This is a genomic window from Anaerobium acetethylicum (genome assembly GCF_900096945.1).
GTDB classification, from domain to species: Bacteria; Bacillota; Clostridia; order Lachnospirales; family Lachnospiraceae; genus Anaerobium; species Anaerobium acetethylicum.
The window spans coordinates 100,579-121,683 of sequence record NZ_FMKA01000001.1 but is presented as its reverse complement, the minus strand read 5'-3'; the positions used below and the strand labels follow the sequence as shown (position 1 = coordinate 121,683).

The 21,105-nt window shown below is 43.8% G+C and carries 16 protein-coding genes; 4 read left to right on the top strand and 12 right to left on the bottom strand.

Going from position 1 to position 21,105, the window contains the following annotated elements:
- Positions 1-25: 25 nt before the first annotated feature.
- The 3 genes from BJR36_RS00510 to BJR36_RS00500 form a co-directional block, all read right to left on the bottom strand.
- Positions 26-853, bottom strand: coding sequence for an SDR family oxidoreductase (locus tag BJR36_RS00510; RefSeq protein WP_091228615.1), 828 nt, complete (start codon positions 851-853; stop codon positions 26-28).
- Between the two features lie 24 nt (positions 854-877).
- A complete protein-coding gene (locus tag BJR36_RS00505; protein WP_091228612.1) occupies positions 878-1,675 on the bottom strand; it encodes an SDR family NAD(P)-dependent oxidoreductase in 798 nt (265 codons plus the stop codon).
- 318 nt (positions 1,676-1,993) lie between these two features.
- A complete protein-coding gene (locus tag BJR36_RS00500; RefSeq protein ID WP_091228610.1) occupies positions 1,994-2,329 on the bottom strand; it encodes a winged helix-turn-helix transcriptional regulator in 336 nt (111 codons plus the stop codon).
- Between the two features lie 168 nt (positions 2,330-2,497).
- Here BJR36_RS00500 and BJR36_RS00495 point away from each other — a divergent pair, with 168 nt between their 5' ends.
- Genes BJR36_RS00495 through BJR36_RS00485 form a run of 3 tightly spaced genes read left to right on the top strand, consistent with a single transcriptional unit; the run spans position 2,498 to position 5,354 of the window.
- A complete protein-coding gene (locus BJR36_RS00495) occupies positions 2,498-3,448 on the top strand; it encodes an NAD(P)H-dependent flavin oxidoreductase (RefSeq protein ID WP_091228608.1) in 951 nt (316 codons plus the stop codon).
- A 17-nt stretch (positions 3,449-3,465) separates the two neighbouring features.
- Positions 3,466-4,341, top strand: a complete 876-nt coding sequence (locus BJR36_RS00490; protein WP_091228606.1) for a radical SAM protein — start codon at positions 3,466-3,468, stop codon at positions 4,339-4,341.
- Positions 4,342-4,373: 32 nt separating this feature from the next.
- Complete coding sequence (locus BJR36_RS00485; RefSeq protein ID WP_091228604.1) at positions 4,374-5,354, top strand: NAD(P)H-dependent flavin oxidoreductase; 981 nt, start codon at positions 4,374-4,376, stop codon at positions 5,352-5,354.
- A 198-nt stretch (positions 5,355-5,552) separates the two neighbouring features.
- Here the strand turns inward: BJR36_RS00485 and BJR36_RS00480 are convergent, their stop codons facing one another.
- Complete coding sequence (locus BJR36_RS00480; RefSeq protein WP_091228601.1) at positions 5,553-6,632, bottom strand: family 43 glycosylhydrolase; 1,080 nt, start codon at positions 6,630-6,632, stop codon at positions 5,553-5,555.
- Between the two features lie 314 nt (positions 6,633-6,946).
- Between BJR36_RS00480 and BJR36_RS00475 the strand changes: the two genes are divergently transcribed.
- Positions 6,947-8,101 (top strand): helix-turn-helix domain-containing protein, encoded by a 1,155-nt coding sequence (locus BJR36_RS00475; protein ID WP_091228598.1) that lies wholly within the window; start codon positions 6,947-6,949, stop codon positions 8,099-8,101.
- An 84-nt stretch (positions 8,102-8,185) separates the two neighbouring features.
- Here BJR36_RS00475 and BJR36_RS00470 read toward each other — a convergent pair whose 3' ends face one another.
- The 8 genes from BJR36_RS00470 to BJR36_RS00435 all read right to left on the bottom strand — a co-directional run bounded on the left by BJR36_RS00470 (position 8,186) and on the right by BJR36_RS00435 (position 21,083).
- A complete protein-coding gene (locus BJR36_RS00470) occupies positions 8,186-10,792 on the bottom strand; it encodes a hypothetical protein (RefSeq protein ID WP_091228594.1) in 2,607 nt (868 codons plus the stop codon).
- Positions 10,793-10,835: 43 nt separating this feature from the next.
- On the bottom strand, positions 10,836-13,202 hold the full coding sequence (locus tag BJR36_RS00465) for a glycoside hydrolase family 2 TIM barrel-domain containing protein (RefSeq protein WP_091228591.1): 2,367 nt from the start codon (positions 13,200-13,202) through the stop codon (positions 10,836-10,838).
- 101 nt (positions 13,203-13,303) lie between these two features.
- Positions 13,304-14,560 (bottom strand): helix-turn-helix domain-containing protein, encoded by a 1,257-nt coding sequence (locus tag BJR36_RS00460; protein WP_091228588.1) that lies wholly within the window; start codon positions 14,558-14,560, stop codon positions 13,304-13,306.
- A 15-nt stretch (positions 14,561-14,575) separates the two neighbouring features.
- Positions 14,576-15,934 carry a GH1 family beta-glucosidase gene (locus tag BJR36_RS00455; protein ID WP_091228585.1) on the bottom strand — a complete coding sequence of 453 codons (1,359 nt, stop codon included), beginning with the start codon at positions 15,932-15,934 and terminating at the stop codon, positions 14,576-14,578.
- A gap of 34 nt (positions 15,935-15,968) precedes the next feature.
- The gene (locus BJR36_RS00450; protein WP_091228581.1) at positions 15,969-17,315 is read right to left on the bottom strand and encodes a glycoside hydrolase family 30 protein; all 1,347 of its coding nucleotides are present in this window, start codon (positions 17,313-17,315) and stop codon (positions 15,969-15,971) included.
- Positions 17,316-17,670: 355 nt separating this feature from the next.
- Positions 17,671-19,200 (bottom strand): ABC transporter substrate-binding protein, encoded by a 1,530-nt coding sequence (locus BJR36_RS00445; protein WP_091228579.1) that lies wholly within the window; start codon positions 19,198-19,200, stop codon positions 17,671-17,673.
- Positions 19,201-19,235: 35 nt separating this feature from the next.
- Positions 19,236-20,138 (bottom strand): carbohydrate ABC transporter permease, encoded by a 903-nt coding sequence (locus BJR36_RS00440; RefSeq protein ID WP_091228576.1) that lies wholly within the window; start codon positions 20,136-20,138, stop codon positions 19,236-19,238.
- Positions 20,139-20,156: 18 nt separating this feature from the next.
- Positions 20,157-21,083: an ABC transporter permease gene (locus tag BJR36_RS00435; protein WP_091228572.1), complete on the bottom strand. Its 927-nt coding sequence runs from the start codon at positions 21,081-21,083 to the stop codon at positions 20,157-20,159.
- Positions 21,084-21,105: the final 22 nt, after the last annotated feature.

The following is a 21,105-nucleotide window of genomic DNA, read 5'->3' as shown; positions in this document are numbered from 1 at the left end:
ACCTTTCACCTACATGGGTATATCGTTATCTCTGTTTTTTCAGCGGATTTATTCCGGATGCCACAAGCCCCCCGTCACAGAGGATGTCAATGCCGGTCAGATAGCCGGCACCCGGACCGGCGCAGTAGGCGAACAGGCCGGCTATTTCATCCACGTGGCCGAATCGCTTGATTGCGCAATATTTCGTATATGCGTCCGCCTCTTCCTTTTCCAGCTCGCCCATGGGTGTTTCGAAATTGCCCGGTGATACTGAAATGATCCTGACCCCTTTTTCCCCGAACCTTGCTGCATCCTGCTTCGCAAACCAGATCACAAAATGTTTGGAAATTCCATAGGAAACACCTGCCCTGACTTTTTTGGGGAACAGCCCCACCCGCTTCATAATCTTTTTCATAAAGAGTTCCGGATCCGATACACTGTATTTGTATAAACTTTTTGGCATAATGAGTTTTGGTGTCAGATATGCCGACATGGAGGAGACATCGATCATGCAGGAGCCTTCTTCCATCACCCGGTAGAATGCATTGTTGACATGGATTGTTCCTAATGCATTTACCTCCATGATCTGCTCTGCATTTCCCATGTGGGGCGACATCCCTGCCGCATGAACGACAGCAGCCACATTTCCTTTTCCCTTTGCATAATCTGCTAATCGTTCCACGCTTATATGATCTGACACATCGCAGGGAAAGGCTTCCGCTTCAATACCTTCCTCCTGCAGTTCGCGTACTGCATTTTCCAGCTTTTTTACGCTTCTCCCGCAGATAATAATGTAATGATCTTTTCCCATCAGTCTGGCGGTTGCAAGCCCCATACCGCTGCCTCCGCCTGTAATCACACAGATTTTTTTCATATTGAGTCCACCGTCCCTTTCCGATTAATGCTCGCCGACAGCCATGACTTTATTGATCATGCGCATTGCAAAGAAGGGATTCAGTTTGTATATTGCGTTCATAATATTGCAGTCTTTTCCAATATAGGTGCGAAGCCGTTTTTTCTCCATTGCATTGATGATCAGCACAGCAGCCTTCTCAGGTGTCAGAATCATTTGAGATCTGCTGCTTTCGTCGGATACATTATGTGCGATATTCGAATTCTTTTTGATAGCCGTAGCGATACCCCCTGGAATTACGACGGATACGTCTACATTCGTATCTGCCAGCTCTGACGACAGGCCCTCTGAGAGCAGCTTTACCGCGGCTTTGGAGGCTCCGTATACGCTCTGTCCCGGTACCGGCAGGAATCCTCCCATGCTTGAGACATTTACGATATGGGCTTCCGGACGCTTCAGCAGATGCGGCAGAAATGCTTTCATCATATAGAGGGTTCCGTAAAAATTGATATTCATGACCCTGTCTATACGGTCCATATTCAGTTCATTCAGGGGAATAAACGGCTGGATGATTCCTGCATTGTTGATGATCCCATCAATTTTTTTATGCTCCGCTTGCACTTTTTCAGCAAATGAGAATACTTCTTCTTTGCTTGAAATATCGACCACATAGGTAAACAGCCGCCTGCTGTTTCCTGCTATCTCAGTAGTCTCCTCCAGTGCCTCCTCACTGATGTCTACCGCAAATACGTTCGCCCCTTTTGACAGAAGCAGCAGCGCCAGCTCCCTGCCAACGCCATTTCCTCCACCTGTTACTACAATATTTTTTCCCTGTGCCTTCATTTATTATCTCCTCCAATATTTCGACTAAGTTGGCTGATTAGAAGCTTTTTCGCTTCTTTTCTTGTTGCTGTTGTTGTTTTCATAACCGTATCTTACGCTGCCAATGTTCCTTAGTGTTAATATTGTGTTAAACTTTTGTTAAAATGGAGTTTTTTTATTTTCTGGCTTCCAGATGGCCCAACATGTCCGCAAACCACGCCATCATAAAACAGAAAACACAAGTCCTACAATGACCATATTCCGCTTTCGCAATTTTCGCCGCCAGATTCTGCACAAAAATCATATGGTCGCCATGATCTATTTGAATCCGTACGATTATCATAGATTTTCCAGACTCCACGTATTAATCTGCTCCAGAAGCGGAACGAAATTATTACCTGTTTCTGTAAGAGAGTATTCTACCCTTGGTGGAACCTCTCGATATACATATCGTTTTACGAGGCCATCTGCCTCGAGTTCTCGCAACTGCTTTGTAAGAGCCGACTGGGTAATATCGCCCAATGCTCTGTTTAATTCTCCGAATCTCATGGTTCTTTCATGAAGAGTCCATAAAATCATGATTTTCCATTTCCCTGCAAAGATCTTCTGAATCTTACTAATTCCACAAGAGGAACTACATGTAACTTCACTATCAATTATCGTTTCATTTTTCATCGAAAGCCCATCCTTTACACAATAGTATACTTTTATATAGTATCTATTAAATATTACAGTACTTGTACAATTTAATGTTCGTGTTAGAATCAGTATATCAAATAAATTGAACAAAGGCAATTATGGAGTTATTAATCCCCAGTAATTAGCTGAAAGGAAGGTAATAAAATGAATAGAGTATGTGAAATACTAAACATTAAAGATCCAGTCATTCAAGGACCAATGGCTTGGATCACTTCACCCGAACTGGTAGCATCAGTTTCAAACGCCGGAGGTCTTGGGGTACTTGGTACAAGTGCCGGTTCTGATGAGATTGTACAGGGAATTGAGGAAACAACAGAAGCAATGAGAAGTGCGATCCGCAAAACCAGAGAACTTACCGACAAGCCGTTTGGCGTGAATGTATTTCCACAAGTTGTAGATCCATATGGATTCAGCGCTTCGGTCATAGAAATGATGAAAGAAGAAAATGTAATGATCATGGTCGTGGCCGGCGTAGTTGATACAGAGGAATTACGGAAATGGAAAAGTGAAGGATTTACCATTATCTTCAGGGAAGCAAATCCGACTGTACGCGGTGCAATTGAGGCAGAAAAAGCCGGCGTTGATATTCTGGTTGCAACCGGATGTGATGAGGGGGGCAGCATGCCATATTTATCAACCGGCACAACTGCAGCGACTGCACTCTTGTCTGATGCGGTTCGTATCCCGGTGCTTGCAGCCGGCGGCATCGTCAATGAAAAGATGGCAAGGGCAGCACAGGTAGTCGGTGCAGAAGGTGTTTTAGTCGGTACCAGATTCATTCTATCCCAGGAATGCCGTGCTGCAGATGTGGTGAAACAAGATATCCTGAGCACACATCCAGACGACTATATCGTTTTTACTCAGTCAAATGGATATTCAAAATGGAGGACGACACCACATAAAATTGGAAAAGACGGACTGGCTGCCAATAAGAACGGAGACCTGAATCCATCACCAGGAAGCTTCTACTACGGAATGTTCAAGGGTGATCTGGATGCAAGCGTCAATACAGTCAGCAATGTATCCAGTCTGATTAAGAGCATTGATTCCTGTGAGGAAATTGTTCAGGAACTGGCTGCTGCGTTTATCGTGTAAGAAAGGAAGAAAAAATTATGCATTATACAGGAACATTATATAGAAACCCATATGAACCCCCCTCTCCGCTTCTTGAAATTACGCAAGGCTGCACGCATAACAAGTGCAAGTTCTGCACGATGTATGTAGATGTTCCATTTCGTATGTCACCAATGGAATGGATTGAGGAAGATGTTCAAGAGATTGCACAGCACGATTTGCATACAACAAGACTTCAGTTAGTCGGTGCTGATCCGTTCGTTCTTAGCTTTGAACATCTCAAAGCAATTTGCGATGTGATTCACAAATACCTTCCTAACGTGCAAGTGATGACGATGGCTGCCCGCGTTACAAACATAAAAAACAAAACGGTAGAACAGCTGAAAGAACTGAAGAAAATGGGTATTACAGAGGTGAATATCGGTGTAGAGAGCGGTGATGACTGGACTCTTGATCGCATTCAGAAAGGATATCATGCGAATGACATCGTAGAACAGGTAAAAAAACTGGATGAAGCCGGTATTGATTATTGGCTCACCTTCTTAAATGGTGTGGCAGGCAGATCCCATAGCCATGAACATGCATTAAATTCAGCCAAAATCTTTAATCAGCTCCATCCTACAGTTGTGGGTACGGGTGGTCTTACCCTTTTCCCTGGTACTGAACTGGGAGAAGAAGCAAAACGTGGGGAATTCGACCCGCTTTCAGAAAAAGAAATGATGGAGGAACTAAAGGTCTTCCTCGAGAATCTTGAATGTGATGCCCGACTGATTACCCATCACACAATAGCGATGAACTTAAGTGGAAATTTTCTTGAAAACAAGGAGAAGATATTGAAATCACTTCAGAATGGTATTGATAATCTGGATGAAAAGAAACTTGCAAGTATCCGCAACAATAAGAGAACCCTTTAAGGCTAACAAAAATATACATTAGGAGAATTAAAATGAATCAAAACAGAGTAACAGAAATTCTAAACATTAAATATCCTGTCATTCAGGCTTCGATGAGTTGGATTACCTCTGCTGAATTAGCAGCGGCTGTATCCAATGCAGGTGGAATGGGAATATTAGGTCCAAATGCAGGACAGACCACCCTAACAATAGATTCAGTTGAAACTGCTGAACGCATGAGACATGAAATCAGAAAGACGAAAGAACTTACTGATAAGCCTTTTGCAGTACAGTATTTTATACCATTTCCGGGCGATACTCAGGGTTTTTCATCTAGAGTTCTCCAAGTTATACGAGAAGAAGGTATTAAGAATTTGCTTGTACTAGGTATGAGTTTAGGAAATGAAGCTGAAGAAGTAAGAAATTTGAAGAATGAAGGATTTACGATTATTTATCGAGATCTAAATCCTACTGTGGAATCAGCAATGAATATTGAAGCTGCTGGCGCAGATATTATCATTGCAACCGGCTATGATGAGGGCGGTGGATTGCCTGTCCATGCGATTGGAACCATGACAATTGTCCCATTGATTGCTGATGCAATCGATATACCTGTACTCGCTGCAGGTGGAATTGTTGATAATAGAGGTGTAAAAGCTTCAATGATTTTAGGAGCAGAAGGTGTTTATATTGGGACACGTTTTGTTGCCTCAAAAGAATGTCCAGCTAGTGATATTAGTAAGCAGGATATTCTAAATGCTAAAACCACAGATCTTGTTGAATTTAAGGCGATGCCAGCATGGAGATCCACACCACATAAACTTTCATTAGAACTGTATAACATGGACCAAAACGGAGCTTCAAGTGAAGAAATAAATAAAAGAATGGGGTCAATAGGAGGAATTAGAGCTGGAATGTTGGAAGGCAACCTTGACAACGGCATAAACAGTGTTTCCAATGCAATAGAACTTATTAAAGATATAAACTCTTGCAAAGAGATTATTGAAGAATTAATGAGAGATGTTGCTTATTAAACTAGACTTCCGCTTCTGAAAAAGTTGAAACAAAACCTCCAGACGGCAAAAATATGCCAAATGGAGGTTTTTTATTCCAAGAAAACTTATTATTTAACTTCCTTTTTCTGATTTTCTGTCAGACTAATTCTTTTTCCTTTGGAACAAAAATATATTTTTTCAAAGTTTTTATTCTAAATGAAATACATGCAAACACAATTAATCAAACTCTTCCATTCGCCATTCATCCCTCCAGCGAATGACAGGTTTGTCTCCCTCCCACTCTATCGGGAGCCATACATAAGTCGATTTCTTTGTATTCTCGGAATGTTTCTGCAGCGTTCCTGGAAGTGGCTGTGCTTCCAGCGGCTCCCGGTTCGGCTTGTAATCTGCGAAGTGCTTCTTCATTCCGTTGATAATTTGTGGTGCCATTTTGGTTACCATTTTCCCCGGTTTCCAACGGTCTGCACAAGCTACATATAGCTCCTTTCCCGGAATCCTGATGACAGAAGTGATCTGTGAATTGAATGAGGTATTCGTGTCATCTCCAACATGAGGATTCCCAAGATCTGTGTATTCTACGTGATATTCGTCGAACACTGCCACCTGGCTTGGATTTGGGAAATATCCACTGGTCCCGGAAGTGAATAAGTATTTTCTCCCATTATGTTCAAAAAAAGTCGGAGCTTCTCTTGTGTACGGCGGAAGCAGATTCTCATAATGCTCCGAAAACTCGCCGTTCACTTCTGTATAATCATCACTTAAGGTCGCCGTAATCAGTTCAAAGTGCGGCCGCTCGAAAAAGATATAGGCTTTCTTCGTTTCCTTATCCACATGAAGGGCAAAATCTCCAGCATCCATTTTTAGTGGTTTATAAATCTTATGTACAAATTCGTATGGTCCCATAAAAGAGTCTGCCTGCATAATTGTCATGAACTGGCTTACTTCCCCAGCCATAATTTTAAGCCATGCTACATACTTCTTCGTCTTCTCACAGTAAATGATGTGGGGGCGGTCCATACAGTAGGTCGGATGAAGCGGTGAGTGCAAATCATCCGGCTGTGGCGGAATGATCAGCCCTTTGTCCTCCCAGTTATAAAAGTCCCTGGATACATAGCAGCGTACGCCCCAATGCCAAACCTTATTGAATGGACCTCCTTTTGATTTCTCTTTATTCTCGCCATACCAGTAGTAAAGCTTCTCCTCCTCGTTGTAAAAGACAGAGAAACCGTGTGCCTGGATTGGTTTTCCGTTGGTGTCGAGCCAGGTCTTGCCAGGCCTGATGCTGTTGTATGTCATCTGTAATTCCTCCTAATTTTTCTTGCGACTTTTTCTGGCCTGCTCTGATTTCTGCGTATTTACCAAATTAATCTTTGAATCAAAGATTTTTCGATCAAATATCTTTTTCATAAATTCATTCATCTTTCTAATCTCCTTCTATTTGTATTCCTTACCTTTATTCTTACTCTTGATCTTTAATCAATCGCAAGATGCCTTTTCAAGATACTATTATTATAGTTGCAACAAGCAAAAAAAACATTTACAATAGAAGTCATAGAATTCGCATTTTCAGACATTACTCAGATTAATTTATATAAAGAAAGGATATTTTTATGGACATAACAGAGTTAGAACAGCTTCCATTGGACCGCTTTGAATTCCAGCTAAAAAAGTATTATACTATGCGTAAGGATATTCACGGGAAAATTCTTACACCTGAAGAGTTGGCACAGTACATTCGCTGGATGGCAAAGACATATTTCACACAGACTAAGAACCTTAATTCAAATACAGACCTGCCCTATCCTGATATTAAACTGACAGAAATAGGAATCCGTGCGCTCGCAGATCCAGGAGATGAGAAAGCAATAAACTCCATTTTTTCCAATTTTCGGCAGCAGAATGAGGAAATCAACATTTTAGCAGATCACGACATTTCCATTGAGCGTATGTTCCGATATATGCCTTCGCACTGGCATTCGAATTCTTACTTTGAAATCTATTATGCACTCTCCCCCAATTGCACTGTCCACTTTGCAGATGAAATCGTGCACATGAATCCGGGGACAGTTCTAATTGTGGCACCAGGTGTCATACACGCTTCCCCCTGCTACCGCGACGATTGTATACTTATGTTTTTTTTAATCCGCTCCAGCACATTTGATCACGTCTTCTGGAATCAATTAAATACCGAAAATCTTATGTCTAACTTTTTCCAAAAGGCGCTTCTTGATGGACAGCGTACCGCATATCTGCAGTTTGAGACCTATAGCGATACTGCTATCAAAATACTGCTTAGTCGTATATACAATGAATATTTGGCTGAAACAGCTTACCGCTCTCAGATGATGAATGCTCTGATGAGTGAATTCTTTATTCTTTTACTTCGAGGCTATGAGAATACTGCCAAGCTTCCAAAGAGTGGACAATTTCACTGGAAGCAGGAATTCTCGGCTATTTTCGCTTTTATACAGACTCATTATGCCACCACAACGCTAGCAGATGTTGCTGCTCATTTCCATTACAGCGAACGACAAATAAGCCGGATTGTACTTCAATATACAGGACAAAATTTTGCACAGCTCATACTGCGTCTTCGTATGGAAAAAGCCGCTACAATGTTGAAGCAGCGGCATTCCTCCATAGAGTTGATTGCTGCAAGTGTAGGATATTCGACACTTAGCAGTTTTTATCGTGCTTTTACCAAATATTATCATTGTACCCCTGGAGATTTTCTATCCCAAAACACAGAAATAGCTCCTTTCTAAAACCAAAAAGAGACCCTTCATTTTCAATTAGCTTGAAATGAAGGGTCTTATGACATATTCTTATTTAGTTTCTCAGGTGCGCTTTCAATCCAATATCATATTTACCTCACCGGTAATTCCCGTTGCTGCCCCTTTTTTTGTATTCCCGCGTTCCCGTTCCAGAGTCGTGGCAACCTCGATTGCGATTTCGTTTTTGCCCGTTCTGCACAACCCCGTAATATCAAATAAAAACGAAGGCACCACCTGTATCCCTGCGCTCTGTCCGTTCACAAAGACCTCGACGCCTTCGTAAGCATCTGTGATCTCAATCTGTACCTTACGAAACTTTTCCAGCATGATGCTTGTTTCGTAACGGATAAATCCGGAAAATTTCTTATCAGTAAGATGATAGCTTTCTAGCTTTTCAATATCATGATGACTGGTAAACTTCGGATAATCTATGCTTCTGCATACGCTCTGTCTGAACTTTTTCAGTGCATGTCTCCTTCCTTTCCCGGAAGCAGGCGCTGGCAGCTGCTGGCCTTCTCTCGCACCTTTCAGTATGAGCATGCTCTTGGAAGGCGCGATCTCGACCTTTACCTTTCCATCCCCATCCGCCGGCTCAAGTCTGAACAGACTGTTGTTCCATGCATCATACCCATACAGCTGACCGTGAACCGGCAGCTGCAGGGTACCGCTGTAGATTTCTTTTCCTTCATTGAACAGATAGAAGATTTCCTCTTCCCCCTGATAATGCATGCAGCGGATCCGGTTATCTGCAGGCTGGATGACGATATTCCCCAGCTTCTGCTGCTTCAGATAATCCAGCAGATTGTCCAGGGACACAACTTTGCATGCCGCAATTTGCTTCGGCAATTCCTCTCCGGTACAGATACCCTCCGGAAGTCCATCGATGAATACAACCGGACAGCCTGCCTCCTGCAGCTTTATCATTCCTTCTGCAGCTTCGCTTGTTATGAACTGGGCATACGGGACGATAAGCAGCTGATGCTTCCTACCGTTAACCGTCAATACCTTCCCTAACTCTGTCTTGTAAAATTCCTGCTCTGAAAACACGTCGCTTGGGACGAAATGGAAGCCTATCTGATTGTCCGCCAATATTCTTGCCGGCTTCTGCATGAGCATGCATTTCCCGGTCCATTCCGCTTCGCCGTGATACAGGATGGCCGCCTGCACAACTTCCTGGCCCCCCGAGATCAGGTTGCAGATGCGGTTTGTATAGTTCATCAGTTCCCCGAAATGACGGTACTGGGGATTGTTCCCGTGGGCATAGAAATGGGGCGGGCAGTCCTTGTCCGGATATGCCTTGCTTGAAAAGGCATGAGGAACAAAGTAGTTGATTCCCCGCACCATAAAATGATCAACCAGGTATTTTTCCAGCCGCACGCCTTCACTCCAGCCATAATTGCCGAAAATCTCGCACATGGTGCGGCCCTTCATGTTTGGATTCAGCGCTCCCAGGGATGCCCCCAGTCTTCCGAGGGCATAATGATAGAACTCCCCGTCATTCTGATACCCCATGATATTCTTCGTCAGGCTGTCTTCTCCTCCCGGACAGACCTGCCCGCCGATGTCATCGATTCCCGCCATGGTCTGATGTTTCAGCCCGCGGAAAAAGTGTCCGAGGCTGGTAGAAGTGCGTGCATGCTGGTTGTTATCCTCGATCACATGGCCGATATATTCCACTCCCCGTTCCCTGCACCACTGGCCAATCTGAAGAGAGAAATCCTTTTCCACCAGCCTTGTGACGCAGTCCATATAGATGTAGCGGACGCGGGCTGCCACTTCCCTGTCATAATCGTTATTCCACAAGAGGGGCAGCTGGCTTTTCCAGTCTGCACCCAGTTTTTCCTTCAGCATCTTTGCCAGTTCCCGGCTGAAGGGAAGGTCCTGTTCGATTCCCAGATAATTATAATGCTTGCAGTAATTGTAGTTGCCAAGTTCCGGTTCATCTGAGAAGAAGCCTGCAATAACGGTCCCGAATTTATCCTTGTAGTGGGCATAATGGGGTTCATATACCTCATCAATCTGGATGCGGCAGGACTTCCGGTCCATCATGTTTATGTAGCTGCGGTGCATGCCTGTATTGTTGGAAAGGCTCAGGATTTCAATGGTCCATTCTCCTTCCGCCGCTTCCCATTCCAGCATCCCTTTCTGGATATGCTCCGACAGATCCACGTAACCGTGTTTCCCATATGCCGTACAGGACAGCAGCACGTCCTTGCCGTATTTTTTCGGAAGACGCATTTCGTTGCCGTACAGCAGCATGATATAGGACATTAGATCATAGTTGTTCTTCGGATGAATGTATCTGTTCAGCTTCAGGCGGATTTTTTTTCCGCCGGTCACCCTGATCTGCCTGTGGAAGATGTTCTGGCGCCTCTGCTCGATAGGCGCCTTTTCCACGCCTCCGTTCGCATAGCCCGTAGGGAAATGCTTGTCATCCAGAATCCATACCTTCATGCTGCGCTTTTCCGCCTCATCCAGGATGATGTCCATGTCCTTCCACCATTGTTCCTTGCAGAATTCCTTGTGCGGACGGGCTTCCACGCAGAATGCCCTGATGTTTGCCTCATAGATGGCTTTCACCATCCTGCGGTAGGTTTCTTCCGATTCCCCATGTATCCATAGGAAAGGCATGATATGGTTTTCCATTTCTCCCTTAAGTAATTTATCTATCTTTTCATTCATTTCTTATTTCCTCCACACGAATCTTTCAGGCCGGGACTATCCTTTATTTTGTTACCACAACCTTTACTTCCACTGCCGGAAGATGATCTCCAGAAACCACTACGGCTAGTTCACCGGCTGCCTTGCTTCTTACCGCTGCTAGCGCCCTGCCGTAATACGTGGTGTATTCACCGCTGTCGAACTGCTCTTCTGTGCAAGGATTTGCACTTCCAAATCCCAACAATTCTCCATTCTTCACTGTCACGTTTAATTTGTGGTCTTCGTTGCATTCTACGATGCCGTTTTCTCCTACTATAGAGATATCAATAAATGCAATGTCTCCAGCCTTAATCGTCTTCTCTTCCGGAACAGCTGCAATCCTGGTCTTTCCAGATGCCGACTTCAGCTCGCTTCTGCCGGTTTCTCTGCCTGCACCATCATAGGAAACGGCGGTAATGGTGCCTGATTTGTATCTGATTTTGAACATAGCTTTGTATTCTTTGATTTTTTTCCTGCCCACAGACCTACCGTTGACAAAAAGCTCTACCTTAGCAGCATCCGCATAGACCTCTACCTCTGCCTTGTTGCCGTCGCAGTTCTTCCATGCCCAGCTGTTCATGGCGTTGGTTCCGCGCCACACCGCTTTGGATACCCTTACGCCGGGATGGTTCACGGGGCGCACGCCGATATAAGGCTTTTCTTCAAGTCCCCATACCGTGGAAGCATATTTTGCCTGGGCGCCCACGGTTCCGATAATATCAATGGCACCTACGTCTGCCAGCAGCCATGGATAAGGGACATTCCGCATGCTGACTCCCTGATAGTTCCAGGATCCTATCGCAGCCTCGCCGATGTAGTCCCACCCGGTCCACATGAAATCCCCGATCAGGTAAGGATATTTCTTAACCATCTTCCAGTTCTTTGCGATATCCTGTGGAAACGTTTCCGAGCCGACCACGATTCTGTCCGGATGCTGCTTCCCTTCCAACGGATAGCGGCCGGAGGCATAATTGTATCCTGCTATATCCAGCGCATCCAGACAGGGGCTCGTCACCTTATCTGCCTTCCTGCTGTTCGCCATGCGGTTCATACCGGTTCCGATCATGGATGTCATGATATTAAAAAAGAGACTGCCGGAAACCTGCTTCTTCTTTCCCGAATCCTTTTTCTCTTCCCTGAGGCCACCCTCTTCTTTATAGATTCCTTTCCCCTTGCTTGCCAGAGAGATGATCATCAGATTGATGCCGGCGGTAACCGCACGGTTCCTGTCAAGGGAATGGAGGTATTCAGTCATCTCCTTTGTCAGCTTCACTCCTCGCTCCTGATAGGGCTCCGATACCTCGTTGCCGATCGAGTACATGATTACGCTCGGATGGTTGAAGTCTTGATCCACCATGGCCTTCATGTCTTTCCGATACCATTCGTCAAAATCCGAAGCGTAGTCGTATTTATTTTTATGATTGTACCACATATCAAACGTCTCATCCATTACATACATCCCATAACGGTCACAGGCCTCCAGAAGGGACCTGGATGCAGGATGATGGGACATGCGGATTGCGTTATAGCCGGATTCCTTCAGTATCCGGACACGGCGCTCCTCCGCTTCTGCGTAAGTGCAGGCACCCAGAATCCCGTTGTCATGGTGAATGCAGCAGCCTCGGAGCAGGGTTTCCTTCCCATTGATAAACAGCCCCTTCCCGCTCCATTCAACCAGACGGATTCCAAAGTCTTCCGTCCCTTCATCCACAATCCGGCCATCTTCCTTCAATGTCACACGGCACTGGTATCGATTGGGTGCATCGTCAGACCACAATTTCGCAGCCGGTATTTCCAGAACAAGGGATGAGCCCGTTCCTTCCGCTACGACCTTGTTTCCATACAGAATCTCTACAGTGATTTCACCACCGCTGGCTTCCACTTCCACCTGTATTTTTGCCGGCGCATAGGACAGCGTGGAGATTTTTATCCCCTGCCATCTGATATGGGTCTTATTCCCGACAAGCAGGTTTACCGGGCGGTATATCCCGCCGCCGGAATACCATCTGGAATTCGGCAGTTTGGAGTTGTCTGCCACGACCCTGATGGTATTCTTACCTCCATAATTCAGCAGCCCGTCAGCACACACGGTAAACGGTACATAGCCATATGGCCTGCCGCCTGCTTCTTTTCCATTGATAAAGACTGTTGAATTTTTATATACGCCTTCAAATTCGAATGAAACCGTTTTTTCTCTCCACTGTTCAGGCGCTTCAAAAGTCTTTTCATAGATATAGACGCCGCCCGGGAAATAGGCGTTGGCATGAGTCCCTGGACTCTCTGGATTTCTCGTCTCATGGATCATGGCGTCATGGGGAAGATCGACTGTCTGTATTTCCTGCTTGTTTTCCTTGTGATAGGTCCACCCCTGGTTAAACGATTCTCTTTTCATACTCTTACCTCACAGCTACGTTTCTTATTCTTAATTTCTCAAACAGCAAAAAGTCCTATTGCTTATAGTAAGAATAAGCGATAGGACTTTTTTGTTATATACTATTTTTTGCTTTTATGTACATTTTTATTGTTTTCAGTAAAATCAATGACTCTATTTTCTTTTCTATATACCATAGGGGTAACACCGTATTTCTGTTTGAACTGGCTTCCAAACCGGCTCTGTGAAACAAAGCAGAAGTAATCTGTTATTTCTGCAATACTGGCATCCGAATACTTCAGCATGTTGGCCGCTGCCTGAAGCTTCGCATCAATGCTGTACTGTACGATCGTCATCCCTTCTTTTTCTTTGAACTTTTTCGACAAATAACTGTGGTTCATACCAAGCATATCCGCAATTTCCTTAATCCGGACCGGATAATGCACCCGCTGATAAATATAGTCTTTACAGGCTTCGATATAGTCTTCCTTACGCTTTTGTTCTTTCAGTTCCCGAATTTTCGTTACGAAATCAAGCTGCATGGTACGGTGCAGATTTAAAATCTCCCGGGTATTTTTGCAGTTCTCCAGCTTTTGCAGATACAGCTCGCTCAATGCATATGCGATGGAAGGATTCAATCCGCCTCGTATGGATGCGCGCGATACAAGAACGGTAGAGGAAACGCACATGTACTCAATCTGTTTTTTGCTGTCTTTTGCAAGCAGCCCCACCTTTTCAAGTGCCTTTGGCTCATCCAGCAGTGTGTTCTTGAAAAATTCAACATCTCCGTTTTCAACAGCTGTCAGGTACTGCTGCTCGTATTGATAACTCAGATGTTCCATATCGAATTCCGCTTTCTCAAACTTGTATTGATTTACTTCCCTTTCGCCTATCAGGCTGTCACTCAGGCTGCCTTCATTCTGCGCGATAATCATTTTCTTATCAATCATCCTGCCTGTAACCATAAACAATGCAACAGCCAATATATTTACCAATTGCATGAATGATTCATGCAAAATGCTGAAATCCTTGCCCGTAATTCCATGGCGTTTCCGGTATTCAAATAGTTTTGAGAGGGATGGATTTTCCAACGATATGGGCCCGTATATATAACAGTTCTCCAGTGCGTCACAAAATACGCCATATATAAATATGGCATCTTCTATCTCCAAAACCGGATAAGCAGATTCCCGGCTCTGTTCCCGCAGTTTTTTTACAAGTTCTGTGTCCGTATAAAAAGGATCCTTATCGTGATTCTTTTCACCTGCCTGCATGATGATCTCATCCTTCGCATTACACATATGAAAAGGAATCTGGTTGCATGCATAAAGGTTTTCTAATAAGTATTTAAGCTCTTCAAATCTTATGTTCTTTTCCATTTTCCACCTGCCTATTTAAATAGAATGCAACGAGGCTCCGTTACTTTCAATCACCTTTTTATACCAATATGCCGAATCCTTCAGTGTTCTTTTACATGTCTGATAGTCCACGTGTATGAGGCCGAATCTCTTATCAAAACCTTCGGTCCACTCAAAGTTATCCATGATTGACCAGTACTGATAACCCAATATCGGAATCCCTTCATCAACTGCCTTTTCAAGTTGAAGAAGATACCTGTTCAGGAAATCGATTCTCTGTGGATCATGTACTTTTCCGTCTATCGCTTCCCAGTCCATTCCTGCCATGCCGTTTTCCGTAATCATCAGCGGCTTCTGATACCTGTCGTACAGAAATCGCGAGGACCAGTACATCACTTCAGGGGTAACATTCCAATCCATCATGGTATGCGGACTGCCTTGATAAGCATACTCATCATAGGCGTCCTTTGGTATCGGATAGGCCGTTTCTGCCTGATATACGTTAAAGCCATAGAAATCCAGCTTCTGTGAGACCTCGGCCCATTCCTCCTGCGTAAAACGAATCATCTTATCTCCGAATATTTCTTCTGACCCTTCTGGAAATCTGCCCAGGAAAATCGAATCTGCCCACCATGCATTGCCGAATGCAAATGCAGCCGGATGAACTGCAAAAGATTTCTGTCTTGCATCCTCGATGTCTTCGGCAGAATCGTTCTTCGGCAGATAGACAGGGCCAGTTGGCGCCAGCCCCACTAAAGATGGACGTTTTGCCATCTGGCGGATAACAGATACGGCTTTTCCATGTGCCAGGAATACATGCTTGCTGATCTCCAGCATCGTTTTGGTATCATTCAGTTCAAATGGCGCATGAAATCCTCCCAGATAGCCGCCACCCACAAAAAGCTGGGGCTCATTGAAAGTCATCCAGTATTCTACACGATCAGACAGCCGTTCCACTACAGCCTTCGTATATGCTTCAAACCACGACGGAATTTCCGGGTTTCTCCAGCCCCCCTTCTCATGGAGTTCATAAGGAAGGTTCCAATGGTACAGGGTTACCATGGGCTTAATGCCCGCCGCCAACAATTCATCCACCAGATCCGAATAAAACTGCAGTCCCTTTTCATTTACTTTTCCCGTTCCATGAGGCATGACACGGGGCCAGCTGATTGAGAAGCGATAGCTTTTTAGTCCGATCTGCTTCATCAGCGCAACATCTTCCCTGAACCGGTGGTAATGGTCGCAGGAGACATCTGCGGTTTCCCCATGCTTTATATGCCCCTTCTGCTGCTCAAAGTAATCCCAGATTCCAAGTCCTTTTCCATCATCCCGGAACCCGCCTTCTATCTGATGTGCAGCCGACGCTGCCCCCCATAAAAAATCTTTATCAAACATAAAAAAATCACATTCCTTTCTCGAAATTCAGGTCCTAATCGTTGCTGATGCATCCCGTACAGACTGCTTCCGGCTGCACTTCCAGCTCCGCTATTTTTCCATCTACCCTTAACACAACAGGGATTGCCTGCTTCGTCCGGTTCAGGATGACAAATACCAGCTCTCCATCCGGATTTTCAAAAGCTGTCACATCCAGAAGATCAGTATACCTGCTGAAACCGATCCTTCTTGCACCTTTCTTAATATAATGAGAAAAATGGTTAAAATGGTGAAAGATTAACTGTGGCGTCAGGATTTTCTTCTCCCTGTCATAAAGAAACGGTGCGTGGCAGAAATTCCCCACATGGTTAGGACCGCCTGTTTCATCCAGCAGAAGATTCCAGTCGTAAAATGCAGTCATTCCGTTATTCAGGTCCCCGATAATCTCATGGGAAAGGCGGGCTGCGTTTTTCCTCTCATCAGTTACACCAAATTTACTGTATTCAATACAGCTTTCTGATATGATCATTTTCAAATCCGGGTATTCTCTTCGTATCAGATCCAGCGCTTCGAAATGGTCGCCGCTATACCAATGGAATGCCACTCCTGCAACCATGTCTTTCGTCATGTCATCCACAATTTCTTTTACGCGTTCGTAGACCCGCTCTTTATTATGGTCCCAGATAAATATTTCTATGTCTCCCATCCCACGGGACTTCAATGCAGGATACATATGCGCTTCCAGAAATTCTTTTTCCTGGGCGGCCGTATAAATGCAGGAATCCCAGGTCTGGGCGGCTTTCGGCTCATTCTGCAGGGAAATCCTCCGGACCTTATAACCCCTTTTCTGAAATTCCTCAATATATCTGCAAAGATAGTCAGCCCACATTCCATAATACTCCTGTTTCAGTGAGCCTCCATATTTCCTTGAATCATTTGTTTTCATAAATGCAGGCGGAGACCATGGAGACAGCATGATTTCCAGCGGTTTTCCAGCCGCCTTCTGTGCATCCTCCAGCATTGGAAGAATATATTTTTCTGTCCTTTCAAAGGAAAAGCTTTTCAGCTCCAGGTCTTCCTTATCAGACATGGCTTCATACATTTCCGTCGAAAAATCGCAGCTGTCCATGTGAATCCTGACAATGCCATATTTCATCTGTTCTTCTGAAAAATAGGTTTCTATCAACGTTTTTTTCTGTTCCTCATTCATCAGCGAGTATACATACGCTGCCGAATCCGTAATTGCGCCTCCAAACCCTTCAAACACCTCAAATCGTGCTTCCGGGTATAAGTTTATCACATTATTTTCCATGCCCTGCATGTCTTCTGTAAATAGTATAGTCTGATGGCCGCATTCCTGCTGTGTTCCATCACCGGCTGTTGTAAAAATTTCAGTTTTCATGATTACCTCCTGCTATAATCTCTTATTATTGTTTATATCTCATATTTTCACTTATCACTCTTTTTTCACTTAATATAACAAAAGGTACCGTTATATGCAACGATACCTTTTGTCATATGATGTCGGGGTCAAAAAGTATTTTCCCCCCTGATACCTACGGATTGTTCCGCACTTTGTGCTCCCACAATCCTAAAACATTCGAAATCCGCTCTATTCGGGCTACTTTCTCATTTTTTGCGGGTCCCAAAGTCATGTTTTTTCATGCAAGCATGAAGCACATGACCTTTTGACCCTGGTATCATTATATTCTATTATAGTCCGATACCGATTTTATTAAAAGTATTCAGTCTGATAATTACTCAAGTCCTGCTATATATTCATCAAGCTGTCTCTGTGCTTCTTCCTGGATTTTTTCAATACCGGCAACCTTCATCTGTTTTTCAAACTCTTCCAGACCGGAATCGATGTCTGTATAGCCCAGTACTAATGGATAGAAATATTGCTGGTATATGTTATTGCAGGTAGCAACTTCTGTTTCAACTGCCGTTGTATCGAATACAAATCCAGTATACTTTTCATTTCCTTTTCCGTCCACTATCTGGCTTTCATACTGATCTATTGAAGTCTGATAATCATCCGGTGTTCCAACCTGTTCAAGATTCAGACCATCTGTTCTTGCTGCCCACATCGCAGAAGTTGTATACAGATCTGGATCTGTAATAGAGAACTGTCCTTTATCATTGAGTTCATAACTGGTTCCTTCTATTCCGTAGAAGAATGCATTGTATACTTCCTGATCACTTGTTACCAGATCCCAGAATGCAAGTGCTCTTTCCGGATTCTTAGATGTATTGGAAATTACCATACAATCCTGTGTATACGGAAGGTGTGCAATATCCTTTACAAAATTAGAAAATGCAAATTTGTATTCCGGATGCTGTGCGGAAATATCGCGGTATGAATCTATATTGTGAATCTTGATTGCCGCTTTTCCATTCGCCGTTTTTCCACTGTCCGTATCGGATAATGCGGATTTTGAGAAATATCCTTTCTCATTCCATCTTGTCATCATCTCCAGGAAGCCTTTGAGTCCCTCTACATCATAAACAGCTTTTACCTGAGGCTTCTCTTCTGCCGGATCATAAAGCAGGCTGTTTAATCCTTTTGTAACATAGGACATTCCCTGATCAAACATGAACACATTCTGCCATTCCGGACCGGAAGCTGAAATATCAAGCGGTTCCATTTCTGGATGCGTCGCTTTTACAATGTCACAATATTTCTCGACGTCTTCGAAGGTTTCCATCTTGCCATCCCAGTCAGTACCTTCCATAATATCCGTTCTGTAAATCAGGCCATAATTGTTATATGTGGAAAGAAGTGTTGGTACGCAATAATAATGTCCATCAATGGTAGCCTGCATTTTTGCTGCATCAGTTGCTTTTTCAAAGTTTTTCGGAGCATAGGCCGGCCATAATTCGTCAAGGCTCTTGAATGCACCTTTATTTGCCAGGGAAGCAAAATTCAGCCATGTTGCGCTATAGGCCATATCGAAGGCTTCACCAGAAGAATACAGCAATGGATATTTATTGCTATATTCAGCCCATCCGATCCAGTTGATTTTCAACGTACAGTTCAGTTTTTCTTTTAACAGCTTGTTCAGATTTTCATCTACTGCATCCTGACCTGCCGGACGGTCGCTGACAACATACATCACCAGTTCTACTTCTTCCGAAGTATCCAGAGCCCCTGCTCCACCCTCGGTTTCCGTTTTCTCCTGGGTTTCCTTTGTTTCCTGGCCGGATCCGCATCCGGTAAGTGTTCCTGCAACCAGGGTCATTGACAGTGCCACGCCAAGCACTTTCTTTAAGAAATTCTTTTTCATTTTAAATCCTCCTTCTTTATTTGCAATCGGCCCGATCAACCTTTTACCGATCCGATTGTAATACCTTTTACAAAGTATTTCTGAACAAATGGATATACCAATATAATAGGTCCTGTTGCCACTACTGCCATTGCCATTTTCAGCGAGTTGCTTGGAAGATCTGCAACCGGGATACTAGCCTGTCCTGCAATATTTGCAAGGGCTTGTGCCTTTTGAAGCAGACTATATAACATATACTGTAGAGGATACTTATCCTCCGAGTTGATATAGAGCATTGCATTGTACCAGTCATTCCAGTAGCCTAAAGCTAAAAACATACCTATGGTAGCCATCCCGGATTTCAGTAACGGGAGTATGACGCTGAAGAAGGTACGGAACTCGCCTGCTCCGTCAATCTTGGCAGATTCAATCAATGCTGTCGGTATCGCCGATACGAATGTCCTCATGATCAATAAATAGAAGACATTAAACATCCCCGGCAGTATCAGCGCCCACAAGCTGTCTTTCAAATGCAGATACTGGATATAGAAAATGTATGTACATACCATACCTCCATTAAACAGTGTTGTAAAATAGAAGAAAAAGGAAAATACATTTCTATACTTGAAGTCTTTTCTGCTGATGACATAAGCTGTCATGGCAATCAGGATCAGTCCGAAAATCGTACCCACTGCCGTAATGAAAATCGAGATTCCGTATGCCTTGATGACTGTCTGTGGAACTTTAAAAATCAATTCATATGCTGCTGTTGTAAATTCCTTTGGAAGCAGTCCATAGCCTTCAAAACGAATTGCCTGTTCTGAAGAAAATGATCCGGATACCAGGATGATGAACGGCAGCAGACAAACCATTGCTGCTATGGATACAACCGTATAGCAGATCACATTAAATGCTTTTGTCGACTTGCTGCCCTTGATCTTTGTCTTGCTTTCTTTCATTTTATCTGCAGCTCCTTTCTAAAACAGCGCATAATCTTCATCAATCTTTTTCACGACACGATTCACGATCAAAATGATAATCAGGCACAATACCGATTGATACAAGGATGCTGCGGCAGTCATTCCAATGTTTGAATTCTGTAACAGGGACCGGAATACATAGGTATCAATTACATCGGTAGCATTAAACAGCTGTCCATTATTGCCTACTATCTGATAAAACATCTCAAAATCGCCTCGAAGAATTCGCCCTACCTGCAATAGCAGCATCGTAATAATTGTCGGCTTAATACATGGAACCGTGATATAACGAATACGCTGGAAAATGTTAGCTCCATCAATACTGGCTGCTTCATAAATCTCCGCGTCCACGCCTGTGATCGCTGCAATATAGATAACCGAATTGTATCCGCACCATTTCCATGAATTGAATGCACAGATGATGAATGGCCATAAGCCCGGTTTCGAGTATGCATTGATCTTCTCCAGGCCAAGTGAAGTAAGAAGCGTATTCAGCATACCTGTTTCATAATTGAAGATATTATATACAAATACGCCTACAATTACCCATGATATAAAATAGGGTAAAAAGATGATTGACTGGGTCACCTTCTGAAAGTGTTTTTTGTTGATCTCCGTAATAAAGATTGCTATCACGATTGAAATAAGCTGTGAAGTAATTAAATTGAGTACATTATACAGAATCGTATTCCGTGTAATCAGCCATCCGGTTCCGGAATTGAACATATAAGCAAAGTTTGCCAGTCCGTTCCATTCGCTGCCGAATACGCCAAGGTCATATCTGTAATTTTTAAATGCAACAACCAGTCCGCTCATTGGTAAATACATAAATATCAGTACAATCACCACGGCTGGGGCCAGCATTACAAACAACGCCTTATTTTTCTTTACTTCCTGTGTAATGTTTTTTACATGTGTTCCCATGTTTGCCTCCCTCCAAAATATT

Coding starts and splice junctions, on each gene's coding strand:
- BJR36_RS00510 (WP_091228615.1), bottom strand. CDS start 853: ATGAAAAAAATCTGTGTGATTACAGGCGGAGGCAGCGGTATGGGGCTT.
- BJR36_RS00505 (WP_091228612.1), bottom strand. CDS start 1,675: ATGAAGGCACAGGGAAAAAATATTGTAGTAACAGGTGGAGGAAATGGC.
- BJR36_RS00500 (WP_091228610.1), bottom strand. CDS start 2,329: ATGAAAAATGAAACGATAATTGATAGTGAAGTTACATGTAGTTCCTCT.
- BJR36_RS00495 (WP_091228608.1), top strand. CDS start 2,498: ATGAATAGAGTATGTGAAATACTAAACATTAAAGATCCAGTCATTCAA.
- BJR36_RS00490 (WP_091228606.1), top strand. CDS start 3,466: ATGCATTATACAGGAACATTATATAGAAACCCATATGAACCCCCCTCT.
- BJR36_RS00485 (WP_091228604.1), top strand. CDS start 4,374: ATGAATCAAAACAGAGTAACAGAAATTCTAAACATTAAATATCCTGTC.
- BJR36_RS00480 (WP_091228601.1), bottom strand. CDS start 6,632: ATGACATACAACAGCATCAGGCCTGGCAAGACCTGGCTCGACACCAAC.
- BJR36_RS00475 (WP_091228598.1), top strand. CDS start 6,947: ATGGACATAACAGAGTTAGAACAGCTTCCATTGGACCGCTTTGAATTC.
- BJR36_RS00470 (WP_091228594.1), bottom strand. CDS start 10,792: ATGAATGAAAAGATAGATAAATTACTTAAGGGAGAAATGGAAAACCAT.
- BJR36_RS00465 (WP_091228591.1), bottom strand. CDS start 13,202: ATGAAAAGAGAATCGTTTAACCAGGGGTGGACCTATCACAAGGAAAAC.
- BJR36_RS00460 (WP_091228588.1), bottom strand. CDS start 14,560: ATGGAAAAGAACATAAGATTTGAAGAGCTTAAATACTTATTAGAAAAC.
- BJR36_RS00455 (WP_091228585.1), bottom strand. CDS start 15,934: ATGTTTGATAAAGATTTTTTATGGGGGGCAGCGTCGGCTGCACATCAG.
- BJR36_RS00450 (WP_091228581.1), bottom strand. CDS start 17,315: ATGAAAACTGAAATTTTTACAACAGCCGGTGATGGAACACAGCAGGAA.
- BJR36_RS00445 (WP_091228579.1), bottom strand. CDS start 19,200: ATGAAAAAGAATTTCTTAAAGAAAGTGCTTGGCGTGGCACTGTCAATG.
- BJR36_RS00440 (WP_091228576.1), bottom strand. CDS start 20,138: ATGAAAGAAAGCAAGACAAAGATCAAGGGCAGCAAGTCGACAAAAGCA.
- BJR36_RS00435 (WP_091228572.1), bottom strand. CDS start 21,083: ATGGGAACACATGTAAAAAACATTACACAGGAAGTAAAGAAAAATAAG.